This window comes from Gymnodinialimonas sp. JB5-7 (assembly GCF_055693405.1).
Genome location: NZ_JBVFUX010000004.1, coordinates 823979 through 846871, shown reverse-complemented (window position 1 = coordinate 846871; position 22893 = coordinate 823979). Strand labels below are relative to the sequence as shown.

The following is a 22893-nucleotide window of genomic DNA, read 5'->3' as shown; positions in this document are numbered from 1 at the left end:
ACATCATGTCTGATGATCCGGATAAAGTCTGGCCCACGGGTCTGACCCTCAAAGAGGCGGAAGAGGTGCATAGCTACCTCATCGATGGCACGCGGGTGTTTGGGGGGATCGCTCTGGTCGCTCACTTCCTCGTGGCTGTTGCAACGCCTTGGCTGGGCTGACGGGAGCAAGATCGCATGAACAATTCAAAGATCTGGCTTGTTGTTAAGCCCACCGTCGGTATTCCGCTGTTTCTTTCAGCGGTCGCCGTCGGCTCGTTTGCGGTGCACGTCGCCGTTGTCAGCAACACCACCTGGGTGTCTGATTTCCTGTCTGGACAGGAACTCGGCTCGGGCTCGGCGGCGCTGGAAACGGAAACGAATATCCTGCCCGCAAGTGCGGACGTCACACCTGACGCGCCAATGTATCTCGACGCCGCTGCCGATGATGGCATGACGGTAATCCTGCCCGATGGGCGGACAGCAAGGCTTGTCATCGAAGACCCGGTGACGCTGGCCTCCGCGAGGACATTGCTACCAACCGACACGGCGCTCGAATAAGCGCCTTGTTCTCCACGACCGGGGGATAGAAGCGCGCGTCGCTTCTTGACCCGGCCCGGTCGCCCGTCTTTCCCAGCGACCATCAGCAACGGGGCAGCCTTTTGAGCGGCATTCGTGACACTATCCTGCGCCGGATCACCCGGATCACGCCGCGCTATTTGCCGTTTGCCGATGTCGCCAGCGAAACGGCACCCTTGTCACGCTTGCTGCGCCTTTCCCTGTTTCAGGTTTCCGTGGGCATGGCCCTTGTTCTTTTGGTCGGCACGCTCAACCGCGTGATGATCGTCGAGCTTGGTGTGCCAGCCTCCCTTGTCGCGATCATGCTGGCCTTGCCGCTGATCTTTGCGCCGTTCCGTGCGCTCATCGGGTTCAAATCCGATCAACACCGATCCGCCCTTGGGTGGCGCCGTGTTCCTTACATCTGGAAGGGCACGATGCTGCAATTCGGTGGCTTCGCGATCATGCCCTTCGCGTTGCTCGTGCTGTCTGGCTACGACCAGGCCGCTGACGCGCCTTTGTGGATTGGCCGCGCTTCAGCCGCGCTGGCGTTTCTGCTGGTTGGGGCAGGGGTGCATACAGTGCAGACAGTTGGGCTTGCCCTCGCCACCGATCTTGTTCCTGTAGAAGATCAGCCCAAGGTCGTGGGTCTGATGTATGTGATGCTTCTGCTCGGCATGATCCTCAGTGCGCTTGTGTTCGGCTATCTTCTGTCAGACTACACGCCGGGCCGTCTGGTTCAGGTTGTGCAAGGCGCGGCAGTTACCACCATTGCGCTCAACCTGCTGGCATTGTGGAAGCAGGAGCCGCGCGACCGCACGCGCGCCGCCAACCCGCCGCCGGTCGAGGCCTTCTCGGACGCATGGGCCGTTTTTTCAGCCCGCGAAGGGACCATGCGACTGCTGATCGTGATCGCTCTTGGGACCATGGCCTACGGTATGGCCGAGGTCCTGCTGGAGCCCTATGGCGGTGAGGTCCTGTCGATGTCAGTCGCCATGACAACCCGCCTGACCGCTGTTCTTGCGGGCGGCGGCTTGCTTGGCTTCTGGTTCGCCAGCCATGTGCTGCTGCGCGGGGCCGAGCCGTTGAATGTCGCAACGTTCGGGGCGGCCATTGGTGTGCCTGCCTTCATCGCCATTGCCATCGCTGCGCAAATGGGTGGCGTGGCCTTGTTCACTTTGGGCACATTCATCTCGGGCGTCGGCGCGGGCCTGTTTGGTCACGGCACGTTGACGGCCACGATGCGCCGCGCGCCACGATCGCAAATTGGCCTCGCCCTGGGGGCCTGGGGCGCGGTGCAGGCGACCGCCGCGGGTATCGCCATTGCCGCCGGCGGCGTGATCCGCGACGTGATCCTTGCCCTGCCGGGAACCGCGGGTCCGGCGACGCCGTACATCCCCGTTTTCCTGCTTGAGGCTGTCTTCCTGGTGGCGGCTTTGTGCGTAATTTGGCGCCTACATGCACAGGCGCCTCGAAATTTGGGCGTTGAGCCCTAACATAAGGTTTTGGTAGTCTTGCCGACGTAGACTGCCACCGTCCGTTCAATTGGGGAGGCCCGATCAAATGTCCACAATAGTCACCCGGCTCTATGAAGACCCGGCCAATGCCGACGCCGCAGTCGCAACGCTCAAAGCCGAGGGTTTCCCGGACGATTGCATGAGCATTGTGGAACAGCGATCGCGCAGGTCTGCGCAGGACATGATTGAAGAAGCGGGCGTGCCCACGGACACGGCACAGCAATACGCGCAGCATCTGACGGCCAATCGCGCCCTTCTGGTGGTTCGTGCGCCATTTACCCCCTTCGGCGCCGCGCGCCGCGCGATTGAGGTGGCAGACAGCTACCCCGCCTTCAATGCAGGCGTTGCAAACGAAAACATCAATATTCCGAATGAGCCTAACCCAGAGCTCTTCGTGTCGATCCTGCCGTCGCACCGCCTGTTCCTGACGAACATGCTGGATGTGCGCAATGACCTGAAGCCGCGTGGCCTGTCGCGCGCCTTCGGCATTCCAACCCTGTCGCAAAAGCCCAAAAAGCGGATGCGCCCGGCTGTGATTGATCAGCGATTTGGCGATTTCCTGTTCCCGTTGATCGCGCGCAACCGGATGATGTCGAGCAGGCATTTGGTCAACGGCTTCTTCGCCGCCTTCGCCCTGCCGCATATCTGGCGCCGCAACCCAAAGGCCCGCGTGGGCAGTTGGCGTTACACGACCTGAACGGCCTCCCTCAGCACGTCTGCCATCCCATTGAGCTGATGGCCGAGCGGGCTGGTTTTGCGCCAAACCATTCCAACCGTTCGCTTCGGCTTGCGCCGCCCAAAGCGCGCAACTGAGACGTCGGCTGAGGGTGTTTCGACGCCCACAGCCATTTCGGGGATGAGGGTCACTCCAATTCCGGCGCCCACCATCTGCACAAGTGTCGACAGGTTCGATCCATCCAACCCTTCACGGGGCAGGGGTGAGCGGATGTTGCAGAATTCGAGCGCCTGATCACGGAAGCAATGGCCTTCCTCCAGCAACAACAGGCGCATTTGGGCCAGTGTCTCCGCGTCAGGAACCGGCTTTTCGGCATCGGATGCGGGGCGGATCAGAACAAACTCCTCATCGTGCAGCGGCACCTCGGTCAGGCCGGGCTCAGAGACGGGCAGGGCCAGGACCGCACAATCCAACCGGCCCGCGCCCAGATCCTCGATCAATTTCGGGGTCAGCGTTTCGCGAATATGAAGGTCGATGTCAGGGTAGCGGTGGCTGAGGGCGCCGATGATCCGGGGCAGAAGGTAGGGCGCGATGGTGGGGATGATCCCGAGCCGCAACCGCCCCACAAGGCTGGTTTCAGCGGCGCGCGCAAGCTCGGCCAATTCATCCACATCGCGCAGGATTTTGCGCGCGCGCTCCAGAAAGCGCTCTCCGAACCCGGTCAGGCGCACCGCTTTTCCGCCACGCTCAAAGAGCGCGAGGCCGAAATTCTCCTCCAACTCCTTGATCTGCATGGAAAGCGCAGGCTGCGTCACGGCGCACGCATCTGCGGCGCGGCCAAAATGGCCATGCTGCGCCAAAGCTTCGACATATCGCAACTGCTTGAGAGTGAGATTGCTCATCAGTAGAGCTTATCAGGATTATCAGAAAATCCAACTGTAGCTAATGGCCTCGGCCTGATAGCCTAGCGGCAATCGCGAGTCGCAAGACCGGTGCGGCGCGTGCCAGTCAAACAGCCAGCAGTGGAGAGAGACACATGATGGACGGAGCCCCGATTTCGACAGGCCGTTGCCCCGTGATGCACGGGCAGGGAAAACAACCCAGCGCCAGCACCGCAAATGAGCATTGGTGGCCAAATCAGTTGAACCTGAAGCCGTTGAACGGCAATTCCCCAAAGCTGGACCCGATGGGTGAAGCGTTTGATTACGCGGAAGAATTCCAGAAACTCGACATGGAGCAGGTCAAGGCCGACCTCAAGGCGTTGATGACCGAAAGCCAGGATTGGTGGCCTGCAGATTATGGCCATTACGGTGGCCTGATGATCCGCCTCGCATGGCACTCTGCCGGAACATACCGCACCTATGACGGGCGCGGTGGTGCAGGCAACGGCACGCACCGGTTTGCGCCGCTGAATTCCTGGCCCGATAACGGCAATCTCGACAAGGCGCGCCGTCTGCTCTGGCCGATCAAGGAGAAGTACGGGCGTTCGCTGTCTTGGGCGGACTTGTTCATCCTGGCGGGCAATATGGCGTTGGAGTCGATGGGGTTCAAAACCTTCGGCTTTGCCGGTGGCCGTGAGGATGTGTGGGAGCCTGATGAAGACATCTACTGGGGGCCTGAGGCGACCTGGTTAGGCGATGAGCGCTATTCTGGCGACCGCGATCTGGAAAACCCGCTGGCCGCTGTGCAAATGGGTCTGATCTACGTGAACCCTGAAGGCCCGAACGGCACGCCCGATCCGCTCGCCTCGGCCCACGACATTCGCGATACCTTTGCGCGCATGGCCATGAATGATGAGGAAACCGTGGCCCTTGTTGCCGGTGGCCACACCTTCGGCAAGGCCCATGGTGCAGGCGATCCTGAGCTGGTTGAAGCCGAGCCCGAGGGCGCGCCGATCCACCAGATGGGTCTGGGCTGGCGCAATGGGTTCGAAAGCGGCAAGGGCGTCCACGCCACGACCTCCGGGATCGAAGGCGCCTGGACACCGAACCCGACCCAGTGGGACACGGGCTATTTCGATATGCTCTTCGGATATGAGTGGGAGTTGACGAAGTCGCCTGCTGGCGCGAACCAGTGGCAACCCGTTGATCTTAAAGAAGAAGATATGGCGCCCACGGCCGACGGACAGGGCAAGACCCATATCATGATGACGACCGCGGACATGGCGATGCGCATGGATCCGGCTTACGAGAAGATCAGCCGCGATTTCCACGCGAACCCCGACAAGTTCGCCGATGCCTTCGCGCGGGCCTGGTACAAGCTGACCCACCGCGACATGGGGCCGATCCAGCGCTACCTCGGCCCGGACGTGCCAAGCGAAGAACTGCTGTGGCAGGACCCCGTTCCAGCGGGCCCGACGCTGAGCGATGCGGACGTGGATGCGCTCAAGTCGCAGATCATGGACAGCGGCCTGTCGGTGCAGGAATTGGTCCGCGTCGCCTGGGGCTCGGCCGCGTCCTACCGCAACAGCGACAAGCGGGGCGGCGCCAATGGCGCGCGCATCCGGCTTGCCCCTGCCAAGGATTGGGAGGTCAACAATCCGGCCGAATTGTCCAAGGTTTTGAAGGTGTTGGAAGGCATTCAGGGCGGGTTTGGCAAGCCTGTTTCCATGGCAGACCTGATCGTTCTGGGCGGGTGTGCTGCGATCGAGGCGGCGGCGAAGGCAGGTGGCCACGACGTGACCGTGCCGTTCACCTCAGGCCGCGGCGATGCGAGCCAGGAGCAGACGGATGTCGAAGCCTACGCCGTGCTGGAGCCCAAATCCGATGCGTTCCGCAACTACCATGCGCCGTTCAGTCTGCGCGAACCGGCGGAGATGATGGTCGACAAGGCGCAGCTTCTGGGCCTGACCATGCCGCAGATGACCGTTCTGATGGGCGGCATGCGGGCGCTTGGCGCGACCCATGGCGACAGCAAGCACGGTGTGCTGACGGACACGCCCGGTGTGCTGAACAACAAGTTTTTCAAGAACTTGCTGGATATGAGCACAAGCTGGACCGAGACGGAAAGCGGCATTCTGGAGGGGCGTGACGCCTCTGGCGCGGTGAAGTGGACGGCCAATGTGGTCGATCTTGTCTTCGGGTCGAACAGCCAGTTGCGGGCCGTGGCCGAGGTGTATGGCTGCAACGATGCCGAGCGGAAGATGGTTGATGATTTCATCGCCGCCTGGGTTCAGGTCATGGAGAATGATCGCTTCGACCTGCATCGCTGAAGTCGTTGATTTAAAAGAGTAATTGGGCGCGTCGTTGAACCGGCGCGCCCTTTTTCGTTTGGGTGTTTCGCCGACTGCGTCGTCGACCAATGCGAGGGGAAACCCCCTCGCGCTCCCCCATGCGAAGAGGGGGGCGCCGCCCCAGGCGTCTTTTTCGGAGAAAAAGCCGCCATCCCCCGGCATATTTTCGGAACAAAGAAGGGCGGATCAGGCGCGTTTGTCGCGGTGGTAGGTCAGCGCCATGGCCGCGATTTGCTGGAAGGCTGCTTCCGCGAAGGGGCCGCTTGCGGGAACAAGGATCGCGCGCTTGTCGGAATAGGTGAATTCTGTTGGAAAAAGAACGCGGTAGCGGGAGACGAGATCCGTTTGGCAATGCACAAAGAGAGCCGGGTTTTCTGCGGACACCCCAAGGCGGAGCGTGGTGCCGGCGCGTTTGGCGGGGAGGTAGGCGGCTTGGCCCCATTTGAGGGTTTCGGTCAGCGGCGCGGTCCCGGTTGCCTTTGCTGCGGCAAAGATCAGCGCGCGCATGTGCAAGAGGCGCGGGCGGTGGGTTTCGGGGAGAGCTGCTTTGATTTCTGGCGGAGCTGTCATGGGAAAAGCCTAGCATATCCAATGGCTTGGTGCACCCCACCCTCCTGACAGGATCATGTCAGCAGGCTTATACGTCTTGGCGCAGGAAGCGCGGGATGCAGGCCTCCAACCCGGCGGGCAGGACCAGCCAGGCCCCGGCCTCATAAAGCTGCGACGGCAGATTTTCCGTTTCAGATCGGAGGGTTAGCGAGATGGGGGAGCGACCTGTTATGGCGATGCCATCGGGCAGGGCGGTGATGAAGTCCGACGGGGGCAAGGGCACAAATGCCGCTGGAGCCTCACCGCCCAAGCGCATCACGAGGGCGAGGATGGCGATCCAGCCGACAAGGACGATCGGGATGGCTATGAGCACCCGCTTCAACATGTGACCATCTGGACGGAGATGTGACCATTTGGACGGGTTTTTGCGCGAAAAAGCGTCCAGATGGTCACAGTTTTGCGGAAAGGCCCAAGATGCGCCCAACGGAGCGGACTTTGCTCAATAATCATGGATGTGTTCCAGCCGCAGTCCGGCAGCGTCCAGCTCGCGCAACGCCTCGGCCAGTGAGGTGACGGGGATCAGAAACAGGTGCCGCGTGTCGCCATATCCCTGACGGTCGAGCGAGGCCAAAGCCCCTGGAACATCGGGTGTGTCGGAGATCGCCGTGAACATGATCTGATCATTGCCCGCCATATCGAGGAAGGTCGCGCCTTGGTCGGCCCAATTGGCAAGGATGCCGGTCAGCTCGCGGTAGCGGGGGTTTCGATTTCCACCCCGCCGGGGGCGTCGCGCAGAATGGTGACGCCTTCTACGGCTTCGATCTGCGCAGGCGTCAGACCGGTGACGACCATTTGCAGGGTCAGATCGTCGAAGCCCGTGGCGGCCACGGCTTGCGCGATAACATCGGCGTATGCTGCGCGGGTCAGGTGCTCAAAGCCCAGGGCAAAGGCGCGTTCCTGATCGCGAAAAGCGTCGGTTGCGGCGGCGTTCAGCGTGGCGGCGTCGCCCCGGAAATCGTAGCGGTACCATGGCACCTGCTGCAGGAAGGCGGCGTAGTCTGCGGCTTGCAGGGCGGAGAGATTGTCGAGCCGGGTCTGCTGCGGGCCGCGCACCCATGTGGCGGCGCGGCCAATCGTTTCCTCATAGAGGCCTTTCATCAGCATTTCGAACGTGAAGGAGACGCCTATGACATGGACAAGCTGACGGGTGCCGCCGTCGATCTCACCCAGCTCACCACTGGCGCGGGTGAGGGTGCAGAGCGAGGACCAATAGCCCGCAATGGCGCGCAGATAGCCGAAATCATGCGGGTCGCCCTGATCGATGACGGTGGCGTAATCGTCATAGGCATGGACGATGTGCCATTCGGGGTAGGTCAGAAGCGTGCGGATTTCGGGCCGGGTCTCTGACGATAATGGGCTCGCGGGCGCGGGCTCCCCGAGGCGCGGCACATGGTTTCGACATAGAGCGAGGGGGCCGCCAAGGTCAGCACCAGCATCAGCAGAAGCTGGAGGGCGCGCTTGAGAAAGGTGGCGATAAAGCTCATGTCTGGCGGCCAGCCATAAGGCCCGCGCCAACGGCGATGGCGCCGAGGCCGATATGGGGCGCATTGGCGGCGAGGCGGAGGAAGGTGAATTCTGGCCCGAGGCTTTCATTGGTGAAGATCGCGAAATCGAGGAAGCCCCAGCCGGTGAAAATGCCGAAGACGCCGTCCGCGAGGTAGGCCGCGCCGAAGATCAGCAGGAAGGTGCGGGCGGAGCGGTTTGAGATGAGGCCCGCGAGGAAGGCCCAGATGGCGGAGGCCAGGTGCAGGGCATCGTCGAACGGGTCGAGCGCGAAGATGCCGAAGGCGAGGCCGTCGTCATCGGTGAGGCCTGGGATATAGTTGATTGCGGCTACGGCGAGAAGCACGGCGGCGTAGAGGAGGCAGAGGCGACGGATCAGGGACATTTTGTGGAGCCTTTGCGGGTTTGGGGCCTTGGATGGTCTTTTCAAATGGAGCGGCGTGCGCCGCAAGTCTTTTGCCTCGTTGTCCGGCTTGCGCCGGCCTGCCTCTGCAAGGGGGCGCTGCCCCCTTCGCGACTTTTTCCGTGAAAAAATCGCTGACCCCCGAGGTATTTTTGAAACAAGGAAGACGTGCCTGCGCGGAGAGCCAAGGAGGGGGACGGGTCAGAGGTTGGCCATATAGCTGTCCCAGAGGTTGTTGCGGAGGGTGAGGGTCGGGTCGATCTCACGCTTGAGGGCGGCGAGGTCGGCGGCGCGGGGATAGGCGCGGGTGAATTGGCTCTGCGTCGCGTGGGGGCGGTAGGGCAGGTAGTAGCGCCCGCCGATTTCGAGGATGCGGTCGATCAAGGCTTGGGTCATGCGTTGGTGGTCGGCCTCGGCGCGGGCGGTCATTTCCTGGGTGAAGGACATGACGGCGGCGATGGTGGGGGTGGGGGAGTGGGGCAGGTAGCTGTCGGTATCGGCGTCGACGAAGCGCAGCGTGACGTTGAGGAATTCGACGAAGGCGTCGGGGATCACGTCGCGGCAGGCCTCAAGGAAGCCGTCGAAGGCGTCGAAGGGGACGAAATATTCGTGCAGGATGTCGACGCGGGTCGGGTCGCGGTCATCGAGGGTGATGATGGGTTCGTTCATGAGCGAATTGCGCGTGCTTTCGCCGGCGAAGCGGGGGCCGAGGGAGGTTTCGACCCACCAGCGCCAGTCTTTCATGCCTTCGCGGCCCACCTGGCCCCGGTAGAGGTAAGAGGCGGCGTAAGACATCCAGCCGGATTCGGTGGCGGGGGGAATATCGGATTGGTCTTCGGTGGGAGAGTAGGTGATGAGGAGGGCCTCATCGAAGAGCGTCTCGCGCGTGACGTTGAGGCGACCGTAAGTCATGGGTTTGGTCGGGTCGTCGACGGCGGCCTGGAAGGCGGTGGGGAAATCGGCGGCGGGCATGGTCTCGAACGCCGGGGTGAGGCGCTGGTTGGGGACCATGTCGACGTCCATGTCGACGATGAGGCCGGTGAGGCCGTAGCCGCCCATGGCCATCTGGAAGAGTTGGGTGTTTTCCGTGCGCGACGCGGTGACGAGCTCGCCCGAGGGCAGGACCATGCGGAGGTTGCGGACGGTGGCGCCCATGGGGCCGTAGGGGACGGGCCAGCCATGCGCACCGACGGAGAAGGTCGCGGCGACGCCGAAATCGTGGTTGGACTGCATGACGGCGGGGGAGAAGCCGAGCGGGTCGAGGGCCGCGATCACGTCGCGCCAGCGCGCGCCGCCGTTGACGCGGTAGGTCCCGTTGGCGGTGTCGGGCTCGATCCAGGCATCGTCGACGGTGATCGCGTGGCCGTCGCGGGGGATGGACTGCCCGCCCATGGAATGGCGGGCGGCGGAGACGCAGACGGGGCGGTTTTCTGATTGGGCGGCAGCGAGTTCGGCGCGGAACGCCTCGATCAGGGCATCGCCGTGGGCGGCGGGGCGCTGGTGGATGTGGATGGGGGTGGCCATCAGTTCGGACGCATCGTTGAGGAACAGCCCCTCTGGCGTGCTACCGATGCGGTCGACGCCGTCCAGTTGCGACAATCCCGGTGCCCAGGCCCGGCCCGCGACGTAGCCGCCGGCCGCACCGGCCCCCAACAGCAAGGCACGGCGGGAGAGTGTTCCGGTGCGGGCCATGGGCGTTCCTTCCTTATCCTCGGCGTGATCTGGGCGTCGGTTTGTGAACGACGTTCAATTATCTTATGCCGAGGTAATCACGAAGCAAGCATGGCAGAAGGTAAGGAAAACCGGAAGGGAGGCGGGGTTGCCCCTAAAGTTCGCCGGCCTCTTCAAGCACCTTGCGGGCGACGCGGAAGCATTCGAGCGCCATGGGCACGCCGCAATAGATGCCGACGACGTGGATGATGGCGCGGATCTCCTCCTTCGTCACACCGTTGTTGAGGGCGCCGCGGCAATGGATTTCCCATTCGTGCATGCGCCCGAGCGCGCCGATCATCGACAGGTTCATCATCGAGCGGGTCTTGGGATCAATCGCGTCATCGCCCCAGCCAAAGCCCCAGCACCAGGCTGTCATTGCCTCCTGGAACGGGCGGGTGAAGTCATCGGCGGCCTCCAGGTTCTTGTTCACATAGTCCGCGCCGAGCGTGCCGCGGCGTTGTTCGAGGCCCTTTTCAAAGAAATCGTCCATCATTTCCTCCGTTGGACATGAAAACGGGCCGCGCGGTGGCGGCCCGTTTCAGATGGTTGGGATGTAGGCTTATTCCGCGGGCGTTGCCGAGGGCACCTCATCATGGGTGGTGGCCACACCTGCCGCTTCGCGCCGGCCATCGTTGAAGATGGCCTTGATCAACGCGATGCACATCAGCGCCATCACCAGCGAGAAGGGCAAGGCCCCGATCACCATGGCGGTCTGAATGGCCCCGGTGCCGCCCGAGATCAGCAGGCCGCCGACCACAAGCGCCAGCGCGCCACCCCAGAACAGGATGTGCGGACGGGCCTTGGGGCCTTCATCGCCGGCCGCGTTGATCGTGTTCACGATCAGAACGGCGGAGTCAGCGGACGTCACCAGGAACGTCATCAGCAGGACCACGATCAGCACGGCCATGCCCCAGGCCAGAGCCTGCGCGATGGGCGCGAGCATGAACTCGGTCATGGCGAAGATCTTGTCGCCATTGGCCGCATCCAGGATCACGCCGTTGGCGTCGCCGTTCAGCTCCAAGTCGATGGCGGTGCCACCGGCCCAGGAGAACCAGACGAAGCACATCAGCGACGGCACGATCATGGCGCCCAGGACGAACTCGCGGATCGAGCGACCCTTGGAGATACGTGCCAGGAACAGGCCCACGAAAGGTGCGAACGCGATCCACCAGGCCCAGTAGAACACCGGCCACCAGCCCTGCCACTGCGTCAGCAGGAAGGACTCAGACCCTTCGACACCGTCGGAGCTGTAGACGTTGAACGACAGCCAAGGCAGCTGAACCAGATAGTCCCAGATGCCCACGAAGAAGGCCGTTGCGCCAAAGAACGTCGCACCGAAGATGATGAAGAAGCCGAGAAGGACAATCGACAGCACCATGTTGATGTTCGACAGCCATTTGATGCCTTTGCCAACGCCGGAAAGCGCCGACAGCGTCGAGGCCCCCATGATCACGCAAAGCGCCACGATGATTCCGAGCGTGGTGGCTGAGCCATCCTCCAGCACCAAGCCGCCAATGCCGATCCGGTTGAGGCCGGCCACGAACTGTTCCACCCCGAAGCCCAGAGTCTGCGCCACACCGAGGATGGTCGCAACCACGGCGACGATGTCGATGATATGGCCAATGGTCCCGGACAGGGACTTGCCGAACAAGGGTGTCAGCGACGACCGGATCGTCAGCGGAAGGCCGCGACGATAGCTGAAGAACGCAAGTGCCAGGCCCGCAACAGCATAACAGGCCCAGGCGCCCAGACCCCAGTGCAGGAACGACCAGACATAGGCCGTGCGCACGTTGTTGGCATCAAGGGCGGTGGTGTCGCCGGTGATCACAGAGGGGTTGTTCTGGAAGTGTGCAACCGGTTCGGCCACAGCCCATGTCAGCATGCCGACGCCGATACCGGCACCGAACATCATGGAGAACCATGAGAAATTCGAGAATTCGGGTTTCTCGCCCGGCAGGCCAAGGGTCATCCGCCCGGCTGTGGGCCAGATCGCAAGCCCCAGGCAGACGATGATGAAGGCTGCGACCACCCAGATATACCATCCGGCAAAGGCCGAAAGGATCGCACCGTTCCAATCGCCCAGGACATTCCCAGCCTGGATCGGCCAAAAGATACACCACACCACCAGAACGGAGATGATGATCTTACTGACCACTGCAACGTTAACACTAAATCCCCGATAAAAGCCGCTGTCAGCGGTCTTGATCGGTAGATCTGTTAGAGGGGGTTCAATAGCCATGCAGGTCTCCTCGTCCTTGCGCGCTTTATGGCAACGAACCGCCAATTCCTTACTTGCCCCGGTTTTTCTTGTGTCCGCGACAAGCCCCAGGCGGCCCGCTGACCCGTTTTCCACGGGGTCTTGGTCTGTGGGGCAAAAGCGTAAGCGCGATTCTTTTCAAACCCAAAGGTCTTTTTTCACCCAGAAGTTGATTTTGATGAGTCCAATTTCGCGCCAATGGTGCTTGACGCTGGCGTCATGCCCGCGGGAGGGTGGCCGGACAAAGAGCCGGGAAGAAAGACCCATGACGAGACTTGGACAGGCCTATGATGCCGCGACCCCTGAGGCGGCGAGGGACAAGTACAACGCCTGGGCCGACAGCTATGAGACGGAATTGATGGCAGGCGGCTATCGCTTGCCTTGGATCATGGCGACCGCGGTGGCTGCCCATGTGCCGCGCGATGCTAAGCCGCTTCTGGATGCAGGCTGTGGCGGCGGATTGCAGGTGGAACCGCTGCATTTGCTGGGATACCGGGGCTTTATCGGGCTTGATCTGTCGCCGGGCATGCTGGATGTGGCGCGCGGCAAGGGCCTGTACGACGATTTGATCGAAGCGGCGCTGGGCGGGCCGCTGCCATTTGCGGAGGGGCAGTTTGCGGCCACGATGACAGCGGGCACGATCACGCCCGGCCATGCGCCGCCCGAGGCGTTCGATGAATTGGTGCGGGTGACACGGCGGGGCGGCATCCTGATCTATTCTATGCGCCACGATGCGGGGCAGGAGCCGGCCTATCTGGACGCCATCGCCCGGTACGAGGCCGAGGGTGCGTGGCGCGAGATCTACCGAACGCCTGTCTTTCACACGATCCCCGTAGGTGCGCCGGAGGTCATGAATGCGGTGCATGTGTGTGAGGTTCTGGTCTGACGGTCTTAATCCGTCGCAACAATGGCGCATTTGGCCGAGTTCGGACGCTGCGCGGCGCATATTTTAGGAACAAAGATGGGGCGGCCGCAGATTGACTGCGGCCTGAGGCGTGCTTGGGAGGGCAGGGCAATGCAGGTTGGGTTTATCGGGTTGGGGTCCGTCGGTGGGAAACTGGCGGGATCGCTCTTGCGCAATGGTGTGGCGTTGCGGGTGCATGATCTGGACGCCGCGCTGGTGGACGGCTTCGCGGTGGGCGGGGCGGTTGCGGGCGGCGATCCGGCTGCGATGATGCGCGACTGCGATGTGGTGATCACGTGCCTGCCGTCGCCTGCGGCGAGTGCGGCGGTGGTGGATGCGATGCTGCCAGAGGTTGGGCCAGGCAAGATCTGGATGGAGATGTCGACAACCGATGCGGCCGAGATCCTGCGCATCGCACCGTTGGTGGAGGCGCAGGGCGGCGCGGTGGCGGAATGCCCGGTCTCGGGCGGGTGCCACAGGGCGGATACGGGCAATATCTCAATCTACATGAGCGGGGAGCGGGCCGTCTTTGACCGCGTGTTCCCGCTGCTGACGAAGATGGGGCGGCGGGTGCTGCATACGGGGCCGTTGGGGGCGGCATCGACGTTGAAGGTGATGACGAATTATCTGGCGACGGGGCATCTGCTAATGCTGTGTGAGGCGCTGACAGTCATGCGTGCGGCGGGGGTGGATATGGCCACGACCTATGAGGCAATTGCGGTCTCGTCCGGCAACTCGTTCGTGCATGAAACGGAGAGCCAGCTGATCCTGTCGGGCTCTCGCGATGTGAATTTCACGCTGGACTTGATCCAGAAAGATGTGGGGCTGTTCCAGACGATTGCTGACCGTTTCGGGGTGCCGTTGGAGATCAGCCCGAAGATGATCGAGATGCTGACCGCGGGGCAACGGGTGTTGGGGGAGGCGGCGCAATCGGATCGGATGATCGAGCTGCTGGAGGCGGCCACCGGGCTGGACGTGCGGGCCGATGGGTTCCCCATGGAGCTGGTTGATGAGGAGCCGGAGGAAGAGGGCTATGAGGTGGTCGTGACGCGTGCATGAGCAAGGTTGCTCACGCGTGATCAGATGGCGGGGTAGGTAGGAAAGCATTAAAATCAATGACTTGATGGGGCGAACATTTCTATATTCATAGAAATGTTTTTGGACCTCGGGCGGCATCTTTCCCCTGTTGCGGACAGCCGCGCCCGTGCAATCTTCCCGGTGAGACACCCAACAACAAGGAGAGCGACCATGGGTATTGGAGATATGATCGGCGGCCTGATGGGCGGCGAGGGCGGTGGCCTGGACGGGATCATGGAGAAGCTGGGCGAGGCGGGCATCGACCCGAGCGCGCTGGGCGATTTGGATGCAGAGGGCATCACCAGCCTCCTCGCAGATAACGGCATCGATCTGTCGATGTTGGAGGGGCTTGGCATCTCGGTCGAGGACATTGTTGCAAAGCTCACCGGCAGCGCGTGAGCCTTTGCGACGGAGAGCATGGGGCGCCTTTGGGCGCCCTTTTTTATTGGACGCGGAGCGCTATTTGGCGGGATACAATGAGGGCAGGTGCAGCATGGGCAAAGTATACGCAATGGCGTTTGCGCTGGCGGTTTCATGCGGCGGGGCGGAGACGGCGATGGCGCAGGTTTGGGACAGGTTCGACGCGCTAAGTGGCGCGCGTTGGGACTACGTGGCCGATGGCGTGATGGGCGGCGTGTCGCAAGGGCGGGCCGAACTCGTGCCGGGTGAAGGGGCCGTGCGCCTGGTGGGTGAGGTCAGCACCGAGAACAATGGCGGCTTCATTCAGGTTCGGCGCAGGTTTGAGGGTGGCTGGCCGGATGACACGCAAGGCCTGCGCCTGTCGGTGCGCGGCAATGGCGAGACCTATTACCTGTTCGTGCGAACGGAGGGGCTGCGCCGGGTCTGGCATTCGTACCGCGCGGCGTTTGTCGCCGGTGCGCATTGGTCGGAGGTGACGTTGCCACTGGATGGGTTTGTGCCGTCCCATGATGGCATGGACCCGGGCTTTGCGCCGGGGGATGTGGTGAGCCTCGGGATCGTGGCCTATGGGCGCGACCACGTTGCTGACTTGATGGTGCGCGAAATTCGTCTGTATTGAAGATGGGCGTCGGCCCCTGGATATTGCCGGTTGCGGTCACGTGCCCATTTGTCCCCGCAGGACCTTTGCCATGCGGCGGTAGCCCGCGCGATGGCGGTTGCGCAGGTGCATAGCGATGAACACGGGCTGGCCGATGACCGGCGCGCTCCCGACCGCATGGGCGCTGCCCTCGGCAATAAGGGCGTCGGCCATTTCAGCGGGCAGATAGGTGGTGCCCTGCAGCGCAATCAGCAGGCCGCGCACTGCGGCGGCCTGGCCGGAGCTGACCGTGCCTTCGCTGAGGCCCGGCAGAAGCGTTGCGTGGGTTTGCGCAAACGCGGGGGCGTAGTTGGGCAGGATGTAGTCGTTGGCTTTGACGTCTGCCAAGGTGTCAGCAGTGCAGGACACCATGCGGTAGGGCACCTCCCCCATGCTTTCAAAATAGAGGTCGGGGGACGGGCGCGGTGTGTAGACGACGCCAAGGTCGAGGGCGCCGGCCTCAAGATCGCGGCACATCTGGCGGGAATAGTCGCCGTCCACGTAGAAGCCGCAGTCTGGCAAGGCCGAGCGGAGTGCGGTGAGCCAGTCGGCGACATGGTTGTCGAGCAAGTCATGCTGGATGCCGATGCGCAGCATGACAGCGGCGCCATAGGGTTTGACATCGGCCTGCGCGTCGGCCCAGGCGCGGCGCAGAACGCGGGCATGGGTTTCGAACCTAAGGGCCGCGGTGGTAGGCTGTGTGCCCGAGCGAGAGCGTTCGAAGAGCTTCTCGCCCAGGGCCTTTTCCAGCGCCTTCACCCGTCCTGATATGGTGGATTGGGTGACGTCGAGCCGATCGGCCGTGCGATTGAAGGATCGGGTGTCGAGGAGGTCGAGAAAGGTTTCGATCTGGTCGATTTGCATGCGGTCGCAACTTTCTGTCTGCGCCTTCGGCGCGAGGGGGCGCTGCCCCCTTGGCGCGGATTTCTGTGAAATCCACGCTGACCCCCGAGGTATTTTTGACCAATGGAAGACGAGGCGCTGGTCGTAGGGGTGCGGCTGTGAGGAGAGCCGGAGGCTCGAGGAGGGGCGGGCGGGGCGCGTTGGCACCGAAGGAGGGTGGCGCGCGCACTAATCGGTTTTTGCGATTAAAACAGATGCCGTTTGCGAATTGAACTGAAAAGTTTCCGATACGATACTTGCGCGCGAGACAATCAGGAGGCGCGCCGGGATGGCAGCGCCCGACAGGGGAGAGAGATATGGCTGATCTGCCAAGCACCGCACGCGTTGTTATCATTGGGGGCGGGGCCGTTGGCACATCCTCGCTCTACCACCTGGCGATGGCCGGTTGGACCGATTGCGTGTTGTTGGAGAAGAACGAGCTGACCGCAGGCTCCACCTGGCACGCGGCGGGCAACTGCCCGAATTTCTCGACCTCCTGGGCGGTGCTCAACATGCAGCGTTATTCGTTGGAGATGTATCGCGGGCTGGCCGAGAAGGTCGATTACCCGATGAACTACCATGTGACCGGCGCGCTGCGTCTTGGCCACACGAAGGAGCGCAAGCAGGAGTTCGAGCGGGTGATGGGCATGGCCCAGTACCAGGGCATCGACATGAAGATGTTGGAGCCGGAAGAGGCGAAGGAGTATTATCCGTTCCTCGAGACCCACGATCTGAGCGCGGTCCTGTGGGACCCCTATGATGGCGATATTGACCCCGCGCAGTTGACGCAGGCCATGGCCAAGGGCGCGCGCGATCTGGGGGCGCAGATTCACCGCTTCACACCCGCCACGGGCGTCCGCCGCGAAAATGGCGAGTGGATCGTGGAGACCGAGAAGGGCGAAATTCGCTGCGAATATGTGGTGAACGCGGCGGGCTATTATGCGCAGCGCGTGGGCGAGTGGTTCCGCCCCTATGGCGGGCGGCGGGTGCCGATGGTTGTGATGTCTCACCAGTATTTCCTGACCGAGGAAATCGCGCAGGTGAAGGAATGGACCGAGGCCAACGGGCGCAAACTGCCGATGATCCGGGATGTGGATAGCTCGTACTATCTGCGGCAGGACAAGCACGGTCTGAACCTTGGACCCTATGAACGGAACTGTAAGGCGCATTGGGTCACACCCGAGGATCCGATGCCCGATGACTTCAGCTTCCAGCTGTACCCGGACGATCTGGACCGCCTGGAATGGTATATCGAGGATGCGATGGAGCGGGTGCCGCTGCTGGGTGAAGGTGGTGTGGGCCGCAATATCAACGGACCCATTCCTTACGCGCCCGATGGCCTGCCGATGATCGGGCCCATGCCGGGGGTCGAGAACGCGTTTGAGGCGCATTCGTTTACCTTCGGGATCGTGCAGGGCGGCGGCGCGGGCAAGGTGCTGGCCGAGTGGATCACCGAGGGCATGACCGAGTGGGACATGTGGGCCGTCGATCCGCGCCGCTATACCGATTACACCGACCATTCGCTTATTGCCTGGACAAGGCGCTGGAGACCTATGGGCACGAATACGGGATGCATTTCCCGTGGAAGGCCTGGCCTGCGGGGCGCGACAAGAAACTGTCGCCGGTGGACGCAAAGGTGCGCGAATTGGGCGGCCAGATGGGCGCCTATGCCGGGTTGGGAACGCGCGAATTGGTTTGCCAAGGACGGCGATGATACGTCGCTTGAGGCGACGGAGACCTGGGGCCGGACCGGGCCTTGGGAGCAACGGGTGAAGGAGGAATGCGAAGCCGTGCGTGATGGCGTCGGCGTTCTGGATTTGCCGGGCTTCTCGCGTTTCAATCTGACCGGTGAGGGCGCCGCGGAATGGCTGCGGGGCCGGATTGCGGGCGCGCTGCCCAAAGTGGGCCGAATGAACCTTGGATATTTCCCGGACCCCCGTGGCCGTATCCTGACCGAGATGTCCCTGATCCGGCATGACGAGGATCACTTCACGTTGATCACGGCGGCACCGGCGCAGTGGCACGACTATGAGGTGCTGTGGCGCGATGGTCTGCCCGAAGGCGTGAGCCTGACAGATCATACGACGGAGTTTTCGACCCTGATCGTGACGGGCCCGAAAGCGCGCGATCTGTTTCAGGCGATTGGGACGGACGCGGACTTGTCGCTGGGGTGGCTGACGCATCAGAAAGCGACCGTCGCGGGCAAGCCTGCCTTCCTGGCGCGGGTGTCGTTCGCTGGGGAGCTGGGGTGGGAAATCCATGCCGCCATGGCCGAGATGCCTGCGATTTACGAGGCGGTGCTGGGCGCGGGGGCGACCCCATTCGGGATGTTCGCGCTGAACGCGCTGCGCATCGAGAAGGGCTACCGTGCGTGGAAGGGTGATTTGTCGACCGATTACACGCTGCTGGAAGGCGGGATGGAGCGGTTCATCAAGTTCGACAAGCCGCAGGATTTCCCCGGCAAGGCGGCGCTCCTGTCTGAAAAGCAGCAAGGCGTGAAGAAGCGCTTTGTGACGCTGAAGGTCGATGCCGGTGAGGCCGACGCACCGTACATGTCGACGATCATCAAGGATGGCGACGTGGTGGGTGAGACAACCTCCGGCGCGTGGGGCTACCGGGTTGGGCATTCCGTGGCGCTGGCCATGGTGCGCGCCGATCTTGCGGAGCCGGGCACAGAGCTGGACGTCAATATCTATGGCGAGATCTGCAAGGCGACCGTGCAGGGCGATGGTCCGCTTTGGGACCCGCAAAACGAACGGATCCGGGCGTGAGCCGCTTGTGCCTTAGGTTTGCGACCCTCCTCGTGGCGGTGACCGTATGAACGATGTGACACTCCTCGATGGTGGGATGGGGCAGGAGTTGATCCGACGCTCGGGTCAACCGGCGCAGCCCTTATGGTCAACGCAGGTGATGATTGATCATCCCGGCCTCGTGGCCGGGGTTCATACCGACTACGTAGATGCGGGCGCGCAGGTCGTCACCACGAATTCCTATGCGATCCATCGCGATCGGCTGCGGGGATCGAGTTCGAACCACTATGCGGGGGACGGCGTGGAGCTGCCCGACCGTGAAGCGGAGTTCGAAGCGCTGCTGGCCCGGTCGCTGGATGAAGCGGAGGCCGTGCATGGGCGGGCGCAGGTGGCGGGATCGGTGGGGCCTTTGGGGGCCAGCTATCGCTCGGACCTGAACCCGCCATTCGACGAGGCCGTGGCCCTTTATGCGGAGGTCGCCAAGGCACTGGCCCCGCGGTGTGACGTTCTGTTGTTCGAGACCATCGCGTCGGTCGAGGCGGCGCGGACCTGTCTGGAGGCCGGGCGGCAGACATTGCGCCCCGTCTGGCTGGCGCTGACGGTGGATGATGAAGACGGATCGCTGCTGCGATCCGGTGAGCCGGTGGCGGAGGCTGTGGCGGTGGCGCGGGATGCGGATGCGGTGCTGGCCAATTGCTCGGCCCCCGAGGTCATGCCCGCAGCGTTGGACGCGATAGCGAAGGCGGATGTGCCGTTTGGCGCCTATGCCAATGCGTTCACGCAGATCACCAAGGCGTTTCTGGAAGGCGGAACCACGGCCAGCGACCTGAGCGCACGGCGCGATATGGGCCCCGAAGCCTATGCCGATCATGCGATGTCTTGGATCGATATGGGGGCCACGATCGTGGGCGGCTGTTGCGAAACGGGGCCTGCGCATATCGCAGAGATCAACCGGAGGCTCGGGCGGTGACGGGCTTGAAACGCCCTTTGCGTCCACCTGATTGGGCGGACACGCATTCGGGGCCGGTGCGGCCTGCGATTGCGACGGCACGCGGGGCCTATGAGACCGCGCTGGGAACTATGCCGCGGTGGGCCGAAGCGGCGCTGGCGATCCGAAACAGGGTCGTTGGTATGTTCGGCCTTCAGACACCCGATATGGGGCAGGGCATGGCGGACCTGCCGGTTCTGACCGAGACCGATGAGGCCTATGAGCTGGGCCTGGAAGACCGTCATCTGACTTTCACGATATTGACGCAAGTGCGGGGCGGCGAGGCGGCTGTCACGACGTCGATCTGGTACAATCACTGGGCCGGGCGGCTGTACCTGGCGCTGGTCCTGATCCCCCACAAATTGATCCTGCGCGGTGCGCTGAGGAGGCTGGCATGAGCTGATCGGCACGAGGTGTTTGCGCAATTGCACGGGGCGGGCTGTTTCGTCATGCCGAACCCCTGGGACCGCGGCAGTGCACGGATGATGGCGGCGATGGGGGCGGTGGCTTTGGCCACGTCGTCGGCGGCCCATGCGTTCACCTTGGGGCGGCCTGATATGGGCGGCGTGAGCCGGGACGAAGCCTTGGCTCATGCGGAAGATATTGTTGCGGCAACGAGCCCTGCCAGTGTCCGGCGATTTCGAGAACGGGTTTGGTGACACGCCCGAGGATGTGGCTGAAACGGTGCGGCTGGCCGCCGAGGCTGGTCTGTCGGGCTGTGGCATCGAGGATATGGCGTTTGGCGAGAGCGTCACGGCCTATGACTTTGAATTGGCTTTGGAAAAGGTGCGGGCCGGTGTGGCGGCTGCGCGCACTCTGGGGCGGCCATTCGTGCTGACGGCGCGGGCCGACGGGATCATGAACGGGGTCTATGACCTCGCCGAGGGGATCCGCCGGTTGCAGGCGTTCGAGGCGGCGGGGGCCGATTGCCTCTACCTGCCGGTGCCTCCGGGTCGGGCGGAATTGGCGCAGGTGTTGCGCGCGGTTTCTGCGCCGGTGAACGCGCTGGCGGTGGGGCCGTTGCAGGACCTGTCGGTGGCGGAGCTGGCGGGCATGGGCGTGCGGCGGATTTCGCTGGGCTCTCAGGTCGCGCGGCTGACCCATGCGGCGATCCGGGACGGAATGGCGGGGCTGATGGCGGGTGATCTGACCCCGTTCAAGGCGAGCGCCTCGGGAGATGAGATTGATGCAATGCTGAGGGAGGGCAGTGCAGATGGTTGAGGTTCAGGAGCGTAAGGGCAGGCGCGGCGGTGGTCGGGCTGCCCGTGTGGCGGCGCGGGCGGCAGCTTTGCCCGATGATGTGCGGCCAATCCGGCCGGGGATGGAGGGCGGCACGCTCAAGGTCTTGAGCGAGGCGCAGGTCCTGCAGATCCACCATGCGGCCTTGGAGGCGCTGGAGACGATTGGTCTGGCCGATGCGCCGCAATCGGGCATCGATATCATGGTCGCGGCGGGTGCGATCCTGGGTGAGGATGGGCGGCTCAGGTATCCGCGTGCGCTGGTCGAGGATATGCTGGCCAAGGCCAACCGGAACGTGACGCTGCCCGGGCGCGATCCGCGCTTTGACCTGAACTCTGGGCGGAACGAAGGTGCACTACGGGACCGCAGGGGCCGCGGTGAACGTGGTGGAGGTGGAGACGAATTCCTACCGTCATTCCACATCGCAGGACCTGTACGACGCCGCGCGGATCACGCAGGTGCTTGATAACGTGCACTTCTTTCAGCGTCCGATGGTGTGCCGCGACATTGCCGACAATCTGGAGATGGACCTGAATTCGATCTATGCCTGCGTGGCGGGCACGCAGAAGCATATCGGTATGTCATTCAGCGATCCGTCCCACGTGGCGCCCTGTATGGAGATGATCCATGTACTGGCAGGCGGCGAGGACGCGTGGCGGGCGCGGCCCTTCATCTCGAACACCAATTGTTTCGTGGTCCCGCCGATGAAGTTCGCCACGGAAAGTCGTGCGAGACGATGGAGCATTGTATCCGCGCGGGCATGCCGATCCTGCTGCTGAGTGCGGGGATGGCGGGGGCGACGGCGCCTTCGACCATTGCGGGCGCGGTGGTGCAGGCCACGGCGGAGTGCCTGGCCGGGCTGGTCTATGTGAACGCGATGGCGCCGGGGCATCCGGCGGTGTTCGGGACCTGGCCCTTTGGCTTGGATTTGCGGACCGGTGCGATGAGCGTGGGCTCGGGCGAGCAGGCATTGCTGAGTGCGGCCTGCGCGCAGATGCATCAATTCTACGGCGTGCCGGGCGGGGCTGCCGGTGGCGCGTCTGATGCCAAGATGCCCGACATGCAGGCGGGGTGGGAGCAGATGTGCTCCAACGTCATGACGGGGCTGTCGGGGCTGAACATGGTCTATGAGGCGGCGGGCATGCATGCCTCCCTCCTGGGTTTCTGTCTGGAAAGCCTGATCCTGTCGGATGATCTGATCGGGCAGGCGCAACGCTGTGTGCGCGGGATCGAGGTGAATGACGAGACCATGGCGCTGGATCAGATGGCCGAGGTCTGTCTGGGTGGGCCGGGCCACTATCTGGGCACAGACAAGACACTGGCCCTGATGCAGTCGGATTTCGTGTACCCCACCCTTGGAAACCGAATGAGTCCGAAGGAATGGGAAGAGGCGGAAAAACCCGATTTGATTGCAAATGCGACGGCTCGGAAGAACGAGATTCTGGCACAAGGGGCCTGTCAGATTGACCCCGCGTTGGATTCGGCGGTGCGAGACCGTTGGCCGATCTATTTCAATTGAGGCGTGGGCGGGCCCGCCCGCCCACCCCCAT

27 protein-coding genes are annotated in these 22893 nt (G+C 63.0%); 17 read left to right on the top strand and 10 right to left on the bottom strand.

The genetic code is table 11. The annotated features are described in order from the left end of the window. Nucleotides 1-5 precede the first annotated feature (5 nt). The 4 genes from pufB to ACZ1HK_RS05130 all read left to right on the top strand — a co-directional run bounded on the left by pufB (nt 6) and on the right by ACZ1HK_RS05130 (nt 2750). Complete coding sequence (gene pufB, locus ACZ1HK_RS05145) at nt 6-161, top strand: light-harvesting antenna LH1, beta subunit (RefSeq protein WP_339982414.1); 156 nt, start codon at nt 6-8, stop codon at nt 159-161. Nucleotides 162-176: 15 nt separating this feature from the next. Continuing rightward, a complete protein-coding gene (locus ACZ1HK_RS05140; RefSeq protein WP_368475674.1) occupies nt 177-539 on the top strand; it encodes a light-harvesting protein in 363 nt (120 codons plus the stop codon). A 101-nt stretch (nt 540-640) separates the two neighbouring features. Next, the gene (locus tag ACZ1HK_RS05135; RefSeq protein WP_472627755.1) at nt 641-2032 is read left to right on the top strand and encodes a PucC family protein; all 1392 of its coding nucleotides are present in this window, start codon (nt 641-643) and stop codon (nt 2030-2032) included. 67 nt (nt 2033-2099) lie between these two features. After that, entirely contained in the window at nt 2100-2750 is a 651-nt protein-coding gene (locus ACZ1HK_RS05130; protein WP_472627754.1) for a hypothetical protein, read from the top strand. On the opposite strand, the gene ACZ1HK_RS05125 is transcribed toward ACZ1HK_RS05130, so the two are convergent. Next, the gene (locus ACZ1HK_RS05125; protein WP_472627753.1) at nt 2738-3631 is read right to left on the bottom strand and encodes a LysR substrate-binding domain-containing protein; all 894 of its coding nucleotides are present in this window, start codon (nt 3629-3631) and stop codon (nt 2738-2740) included. The two genes, ACZ1HK_RS05130 and ACZ1HK_RS05125, sit on opposite strands and share 13 nt — an antisense overlap. Before the next feature lie 137 nt (nt 3632-3768). Here ACZ1HK_RS05125 and katG point away from each other — a divergent pair, with 137 nt between their 5' ends. Beyond that, the gene (gene katG / locus ACZ1HK_RS05120; RefSeq protein WP_472627886.1) at nt 3769-5940 is read left to right on the top strand and encodes a catalase/peroxidase HPI; all 2172 of its coding nucleotides are present in this window, start codon (nt 3769-3771) and stop codon (nt 5938-5940) included. A 207-nt stretch (nt 5941-6147) separates the two neighbouring features. Here katG and ACZ1HK_RS05115 read toward each other — a convergent pair whose 3' ends face one another. The 8 genes from ACZ1HK_RS05115 to ACZ1HK_RS05080 form a co-directional block, all read right to left on the bottom strand. Continuing rightward, nucleotides 6148-6531, bottom strand: coding sequence for a DUF1801 domain-containing protein (locus ACZ1HK_RS05115; protein ID WP_472627752.1), 384 nt, complete (start codon nt 6529-6531; stop codon nt 6148-6150). Between the two features lie 67 nt (nt 6532-6598). Then, nucleotides 6599-6895 (bottom strand): hypothetical protein, encoded by a 297-nt coding sequence (locus tag ACZ1HK_RS05110; RefSeq protein WP_472627751.1) that lies wholly within the window; start codon nt 6893-6895, stop codon nt 6599-6601. 114 nt (nt 6896-7009) lie between these two features. After that, nucleotides 7010-7183 carry a hypothetical protein gene (locus ACZ1HK_RS05105; protein ID WP_472627750.1) on the bottom strand — a complete coding sequence of 58 codons (174 nt, stop codon included), beginning with the start codon at nt 7181-7183 and terminating at the stop codon, nt 7010-7012. A 68-nt stretch (nt 7184-7251) separates the two neighbouring features. Then, complete coding sequence (locus tag ACZ1HK_RS05100) at nt 7252-7959, bottom strand: hypothetical protein (protein ID WP_472627749.1); 708 nt, start codon at nt 7957-7959, stop codon at nt 7252-7254. A 91-nt stretch (nt 7960-8050) separates the two neighbouring features. Continuing rightward, nucleotides 8051-8458: a hypothetical protein gene (locus ACZ1HK_RS05095; RefSeq protein WP_472627748.1), complete on the bottom strand. Its 408-nt coding sequence runs from the start codon at nt 8456-8458 to the stop codon at nt 8051-8053. A 219-nt stretch (nt 8459-8677) separates the two neighbouring features. Further along, nucleotides 8678-10168 carry an FAD-binding protein gene (locus tag ACZ1HK_RS05090; RefSeq protein ID WP_472627747.1) on the bottom strand — a complete coding sequence of 497 codons (1491 nt, stop codon included), beginning with the start codon at nt 10166-10168 and terminating at the stop codon, nt 8678-8680. 133 nt (nt 10169-10301) lie between these two features. Further along, the gene (locus tag ACZ1HK_RS05085; protein ID WP_472627746.1) at nt 10302-10679 is read right to left on the bottom strand and encodes a carboxymuconolactone decarboxylase family protein; all 378 of its coding nucleotides are present in this window, start codon (nt 10677-10679) and stop codon (nt 10302-10304) included. Between the two features lie 69 nt (nt 10680-10748). Continuing rightward, the gene (locus ACZ1HK_RS05080) at nt 10749-12428 is read right to left on the bottom strand and encodes a BCCT family transporter (protein ID WP_472627745.1); all 1680 of its coding nucleotides are present in this window, start codon (nt 12426-12428) and stop codon (nt 10749-10751) included. Nucleotides 12429-12711: 283 nt separating this feature from the next. Between ACZ1HK_RS05080 and ACZ1HK_RS05075 the strand changes: the two genes are divergently transcribed. The 4 genes from ACZ1HK_RS05075 (at nt 12712) to ACZ1HK_RS05060 (ending at nt 15466) form a co-directional block, all read left to right on the top strand. Beyond that, the gene (locus ACZ1HK_RS05075; protein WP_472627744.1) at nt 12712-13332 is read left to right on the top strand and encodes a class I SAM-dependent DNA methyltransferase; all 621 of its coding nucleotides are present in this window, start codon (nt 12712-12714) and stop codon (nt 13330-13332) included. Nucleotides 13333-13461: 129 nt separating this feature from the next. Then, nucleotides 13462-14409, top strand: a complete 948-nt coding sequence (locus ACZ1HK_RS05070) for an NAD(P)-dependent oxidoreductase (protein ID WP_472627743.1) — start codon at nt 13462-13464, stop codon at nt 14407-14409. A 189-nt stretch (nt 14410-14598) separates the two neighbouring features. After that, complete coding sequence (locus tag ACZ1HK_RS05065) at nt 14599-14826, top strand: hypothetical protein (protein WP_472627742.1); 228 nt, start codon at nt 14599-14601, stop codon at nt 14824-14826. A gap of 94 nt (nt 14827-14920) precedes the next feature. Continuing rightward, nucleotides 14921-15466: a CIA30 family protein gene (locus tag ACZ1HK_RS05060; RefSeq protein ID WP_472627741.1), complete on the top strand. Its 546-nt coding sequence runs from the start codon at nt 14921-14923 to the stop codon at nt 15464-15466. Between the two features lie 36 nt (nt 15467-15502). Here the strand turns inward: ACZ1HK_RS05060 and ACZ1HK_RS05055 are convergent, their stop codons facing one another. Next, entirely contained in the window at nt 15503-16348 is an 846-nt protein-coding gene (locus tag ACZ1HK_RS05055; RefSeq protein WP_472627740.1) for a LysR family transcriptional regulator, read from the bottom strand. 335 nt (nt 16349-16683) lie between these two features. On the opposite strand from ACZ1HK_RS05055, the gene ACZ1HK_RS05050 reads away from it, so the two are divergent. The 8 genes from ACZ1HK_RS05050 to ACZ1HK_RS05015 are packed head-to-tail and all read left to right on the top strand — an operon-like array spanning nt 16684 to nt 22862. Beyond that, on the top strand, nt 16684-19137 hold the full coding sequence (locus tag ACZ1HK_RS05050; protein WP_472627739.1) for an FAD-dependent oxidoreductase: 2454 nt from the start codon (nt 16684-16686) through the stop codon (nt 19135-19137). A gap of 46 nt (nt 19138-19183) precedes the next feature. Next, complete coding sequence (locus ACZ1HK_RS05045; RefSeq protein ID WP_472627738.1) at nt 19184-20086, top strand: homocysteine S-methyltransferase family protein; 903 nt, start codon at nt 19184-19186, stop codon at nt 20084-20086. After that, the gene (locus tag ACZ1HK_RS05040) at nt 20083-20502 is read left to right on the top strand and encodes a DUF2867 domain-containing protein (RefSeq protein ID WP_472627737.1); all 420 of its coding nucleotides are present in this window, start codon (nt 20083-20085) and stop codon (nt 20500-20502) included. The genes ACZ1HK_RS05045 and ACZ1HK_RS05040 overlap by 4 nt, the downstream gene beginning before the upstream one ends. Before the next feature lie 51 nt (nt 20503-20553). Then, nucleotides 20554-20763: an isocitrate lyase/phosphoenolpyruvate mutase family protein gene (locus ACZ1HK_RS05035; RefSeq protein ID WP_472627736.1), complete on the top strand. Its 210-nt coding sequence runs from the start codon at nt 20554-20556 to the stop codon at nt 20761-20763. Continuing rightward, nucleotides 20696-21325, top strand: a complete 630-nt coding sequence (locus ACZ1HK_RS05030; RefSeq protein ID WP_472627735.1) for an isocitrate lyase/PEP mutase family protein — start codon at nt 20696-20698, stop codon at nt 21323-21325. The genes ACZ1HK_RS05035 and ACZ1HK_RS05030 overlap by 68 nt, the downstream gene beginning before the upstream one ends. After that, nucleotides 21318-21809 carry a trimethylamine methyltransferase family protein gene (locus ACZ1HK_RS05025; RefSeq protein WP_472627734.1) on the top strand — a complete coding sequence of 164 codons (492 nt, stop codon included), beginning with the start codon at nt 21318-21320 and terminating at the stop codon, nt 21807-21809. Before ACZ1HK_RS05030 ends, ACZ1HK_RS05025 begins: the two co-directional genes overlap by 8 nt. Continuing rightward, a complete protein-coding gene (locus ACZ1HK_RS05020; RefSeq protein ID WP_472627733.1) occupies nt 21694-22122 on the top strand; it encodes a trimethylamine methyltransferase family protein in 429 nt (142 codons plus the stop codon). The genes ACZ1HK_RS05025 and ACZ1HK_RS05020 overlap by 116 nt, the downstream gene beginning before the upstream one ends. Then, nucleotides 22080-22862, top strand: coding sequence for a trimethylamine methyltransferase family protein (locus ACZ1HK_RS05015; protein WP_472627732.1), 783 nt, complete (start codon nt 22080-22082; stop codon nt 22860-22862). Before ACZ1HK_RS05020 ends, ACZ1HK_RS05015 begins: the two co-directional genes overlap by 43 nt. Nucleotides 22863-22893 lie beyond the last annotated feature (31 nt).

Bases quoted from the DNA above. Each gene is read 5' to 3' on its own strand.
- pufB (WP_339982414.1), top strand. From the start codon at position 6: ATGTCTGATGATCCGGATAAAGTCTGGCCCACGGGTCTGACCCTCAAA.
- ACZ1HK_RS05140 (WP_368475674.1), top strand. From the start codon at position 177: ATGAACAATTCAAAGATCTGGCTTGTTGTTAAGCCCACCGTCGGTATT.
- ACZ1HK_RS05130 (WP_472627754.1), top strand. From the start codon at position 2,100: ATGTCCACAATAGTCACCCGGCTCTATGAAGACCCGGCCAATGCCGAC.
- ACZ1HK_RS05125 (WP_472627753.1), bottom strand. From the start codon at position 3,631: ATGAGCAATCTCACTCTCAAGCAGTTGCGATATGTCGAAGCTTTGGCG.
- katG (WP_472627886.1), top strand. From the start codon at position 3,769: ATGGACGGAGCCCCGATTTCGACAGGCCGTTGCCCCGTGATGCACGGG.
- ACZ1HK_RS05115 (WP_472627752.1), bottom strand. From the start codon at position 6,531: ATGACAGCTCCGCCAGAAATCAAAGCAGCTCTCCCCGAAACCCACCGC.
- ACZ1HK_RS05110 (WP_472627751.1), bottom strand. From the start codon at position 6,895: ATGTTGAAGCGGGTGCTCATAGCCATCCCGATCGTCCTTGTCGGCTGG.
- ACZ1HK_RS05105 (WP_472627750.1), bottom strand. From the start codon at position 7,183: ATGTTCACGGCGATCTCCGACACACCCGATGTTCCAGGGGCTTTGGCC.
- ACZ1HK_RS05095 (WP_472627748.1), bottom strand. From the start codon at position 8,458: ATGTCCCTGATCCGTCGCCTCTGCCTCCTCTACGCCGCCGTGCTTCTC.
- ACZ1HK_RS05090 (WP_472627747.1), bottom strand. From the start codon at position 10,168: ATGGCCCGCACCGGAACACTCTCCCGCCGTGCCTTGCTGTTGGGGGCC.
- ACZ1HK_RS05085 (WP_472627746.1), bottom strand. From the start codon at position 10,679: ATGGACGATTTCTTTGAAAAGGGCCTCGAACAACGCCGCGGCACGCTC.
- ACZ1HK_RS05080 (WP_472627745.1), bottom strand. From the start codon at position 12,428: ATGGCTATTGAACCCCCTCTAACAGATCTACCGATCAAGACCGCTGAC.
- ACZ1HK_RS05075 (WP_472627744.1), top strand. From the start codon at position 12,712: ATGACGAGACTTGGACAGGCCTATGATGCCGCGACCCCTGAGGCGGCG.
- ACZ1HK_RS05070 (WP_472627743.1), top strand. From the start codon at position 13,462: ATGCAGGTTGGGTTTATCGGGTTGGGGTCCGTCGGTGGGAAACTGGCG.
- ACZ1HK_RS05065 (WP_472627742.1), top strand. From the start codon at position 14,599: ATGGGTATTGGAGATATGATCGGCGGCCTGATGGGCGGCGAGGGCGGT.
- ACZ1HK_RS05060 (WP_472627741.1), top strand. From the start codon at position 14,921: ATGGGCAAAGTATACGCAATGGCGTTTGCGCTGGCGGTTTCATGCGGC.
- ACZ1HK_RS05055 (WP_472627740.1), bottom strand. From the start codon at position 16,348: ATGCAAATCGACCAGATCGAAACCTTTCTCGACCTCCTCGACACCCGA.
- ACZ1HK_RS05050 (WP_472627739.1), top strand. From the start codon at position 16,684: ATGGCTGATCTGCCAAGCACCGCACGCGTTGTTATCATTGGGGGCGGG.
- ACZ1HK_RS05045 (WP_472627738.1), top strand. From the start codon at position 19,184: ATGAACGATGTGACACTCCTCGATGGTGGGATGGGGCAGGAGTTGATC.
- ACZ1HK_RS05035 (WP_472627736.1), top strand. From the start codon at position 20,554: ATGCCGAACCCCTGGGACCGCGGCAGTGCACGGATGATGGCGGCGATG.
- ACZ1HK_RS05030 (WP_472627735.1), top strand. From the start codon at position 20,696: ATGCGGAAGATATTGTTGCGGCAACGAGCCCTGCCAGTGTCCGGCGAT.
- ACZ1HK_RS05025 (WP_472627734.1), top strand. From the start codon at position 21,318: ATGGTTGAGGTTCAGGAGCGTAAGGGCAGGCGCGGCGGTGGTCGGGCT.
- ACZ1HK_RS05015 (WP_472627732.1), top strand. From the start codon at position 22,080: ATGGAGCATTGTATCCGCGCGGGCATGCCGATCCTGCTGCTGAGTGCG.